At 55.6% G+C, this 2,450-nt stretch carries 3 protein-coding genes; all 3 read right to left on the bottom strand.

Annotated elements, in window-relative coordinates:
* Positions 1-40 precede the first annotated feature (40 nt).
* The 3 genes from tnpC to tnpA are packed head-to-tail and all read right to left on the bottom strand — an operon-like array spanning position 41 to position 2,367.
* A complete protein-coding gene (gene tnpC, locus BN1115_RS09755; protein WP_042060621.1) occupies positions 41-1,591 on the bottom strand; it encodes an IS66 family transposase in 1,551 nt (516 codons plus the stop codon).
* A 30-nt stretch (positions 1,592-1,621) separates the two neighbouring features.
* The gene (gene tnpB / locus BN1115_RS09750; RefSeq protein WP_042060615.1) at positions 1,622-1,969 is read right to left on the bottom strand and encodes an IS66 family insertion sequence element accessory protein TnpB; all 348 of its coding nucleotides are present in this window, start codon (positions 1,967-1,969) and stop codon (positions 1,622-1,624) included.
* Complete coding sequence (gene tnpA, locus BN1115_RS22880) at positions 1,966-2,367, bottom strand: IS66-like element accessory protein TnpA (protein WP_042060619.1); 402 nt, start codon at positions 2,365-2,367, stop codon at positions 1,966-1,968. The genes tnpB and tnpA overlap by 4 nt, the downstream gene beginning before the upstream one ends.
* Positions 2,368-2,450: the final 83 nt, after the last annotated feature.

The following is a 2,450-nucleotide window of genomic DNA, read 5'->3' as shown; positions in this document are numbered from 1 at the left end:
GTAAGCGTCCAGCGAAGGCCGTATTGACAGGAGCGACAGGTTATTCAGCAGGTAGAGCAACACGCCAAGGCAGCAGTTCGCCGACCCGATTCACCGGCCAGTCTGCGATCACATTCAGTACATGCCGCAGGTAATGCTCCGGATCTACCCCGTTCAACCGGCAGGTGCCGAGCAAGCTGTACAACAAGGCTCCCCGTTCACCACCATGGTCAGAGCCAAAAAACAGGAAGTTCTTTCGCCCCAAGCTCACCAGCCGTAGCGCATTCTCCGCTATGTTGTTGTCCACTTCTATCCAGCCGTTTTCGGTGTAGTACGTCAGTGCTGACCACTGATTCAAGGCATAGGCGAAGGCCTTAGCCAACTCGGAGTGACGCGAGAGCGACTGCATCCTATCCCGTAACCAGATCTCCAGCTCTTTCAGTAAGGGCTTTGCCCGCCGTTCTCGTTCTGCCAGCCGGTGTTCTGCTGACATGCCGCGCAGTTCTGCTTCAAGGCTGTAAAGCTGACCAATTCGTTTGAGGGCTTCGTCTGTGTTATCCGATGGCGTTCGGATATGCACATCATGGATCTTTCGCCTGGCATGAGCCCAGCAAGCGGCCTCCTTTATCGTGCCGGCAGCTCGGTCTTCACGATATAGCTCATTAAATCCTGCATATGCGTCTGCCTGTAGGACGCCGCTGAAATCGGCAAGATGGCTTTGCGGATGGACTCCCTTTCTATCAGGCGAGTAAGCGAACCAGACGGCTGGCGGCAGTGCGGAGCCTGCGTTGCGATCATCGCGTACATACGTCCACAGACGTCCTGTTTTTGTCTTTTTATTGCCAGGGAGCAGTACCGGCACCGGGGTATCGTCTGCGTGTAGTTTGCCATCGGTCAGCACATACTGCCGCAGCGCTTCCTCCAGCGGTGACAGTAATCGGCAACACGCATCTACCCAGCCAGAGAGCACAGAGCGGCTCAGCTCCACGCCCTGACGGGCATAGATTTCCGACTGGCGATACAGCGGGGTGTGCTCTGCATACTTGGAGGTGAGTACCCGAGCCAGTAAGCCTGGCCCGGCGATACCCCGCTCGATAGGACGTGATGGGGCTGGCGCTTGTATGATGAAATCGCATTGCCCGCAGGTGTGTTTCTCCCGAACCGTGCGGATGACCCGGAAGGCACTGCGTATCAGCTCTAACTGCTCAGCAGTATCTTCTCCAAGGTATGCCAGCGCTCCACCACATTCCGGGCAGACAGCCTCTGTTGGACACAGGCGATGCTCATCGCGGGGAAGCGCTTGAGGGAAGGGTTTGCGAATGCGAGTCTGGCGAAGTGGCCGCGGTACCGCTGGATCATCGACCCGACCGGTGAAGGTATCACTCTCCTGCTGGAGTATTTGCAGTTGCGCTTCGGTCTGAGCGATACGACGAGCGAGTTTCTCGGACTGGCTGCCAAAATACATACGCCGCAGCTTGTCGAGTTGCGCAAGCAGGCGCTCAATTTCGCGCTCCCGCTCTTCCAACCTTGCATGCAAAACACGATTGAGTGACTCCTGTTCAGCCAGGAGTCGTTTCAGTCGCAGGATTTCGTCGGCTAGTAATTTTTCCATACCCATGCATCTTACATGGGGGATCACTTTTTACAACATGGTCAATGAGTTAGCCAGGCGCTTTGGATGGCGCCAGTCTATTCCCTCCAGTAGCATGGCCAGTTGTGCAGGCGTCAAAAAGACTTTGCCGTTTCGAGCCGATGGCCAGGCAAACCGACCCTGCTCCAGCCTTTTGGTCAGCAGACACAGACCATCGCCGGTAGACCAGAGGAGCTTAACTTGACTCCCGTTACGGCCCCTGAAGATAAAGACATGCCCTGACAAGGGATCATCCTTCAACGTCATTTGCACTTTCGAGGCTAACCCATTGAAGCCGTTTCTCATGTCTGTGATACCGGCCACGATCCAGATCCGGGTGCCAGTAGGAAGATTGATCATACGCGCAGGGTCTCCAGGATCATTCGTAATACATTGGTATCGACGGTGCCATCGATGACGACCATTGCACGCCCCAGTCGTATCTCGATGGTGCCGGATGGTGTCGGTTCAGAGGCCGTCTCTGGCGTGAGCATTTCGGGCTGCGGGGTCGGAGGCAAGAAGATCTCCGTGGATGAAGGGGGCAACACCAGTTCGATGGGATATAACGCAGGGGCTTCGGCTTTGGCATCACGTCGCCATTTGAACAAGAGGTTTGCATTGATCCCGTGCTCCTGTGCGAGTTTTGAGACGGAGACGCCGGGTTGGTTGGCGGCCTCGACAAGTCGCTGTTTGAATTCTCGTGAGTAATTGGCTCTGCCTTTACGGCTGCCATTGGTACGACTATTGGTGTACACCATCTTTGGTTCCCACTACTTTTTAGTGGGAACTACTTTGTCCACAACTGCCTCCATTCACCAGACGGTAGTGGCCGGACGCTTAC

The organism is Aeromonas allosaccharophila (assembly GCF_000819685.1).
Taxonomy (GTDB): Bacteria; Pseudomonadota; Gammaproteobacteria; order Enterobacterales; family Aeromonadaceae; genus Aeromonas; species Aeromonas allosaccharophila.
Note: the sequence above shows the minus strand (reverse complement) of the source record. Positions and strands in the feature narration are given on the sequence as shown.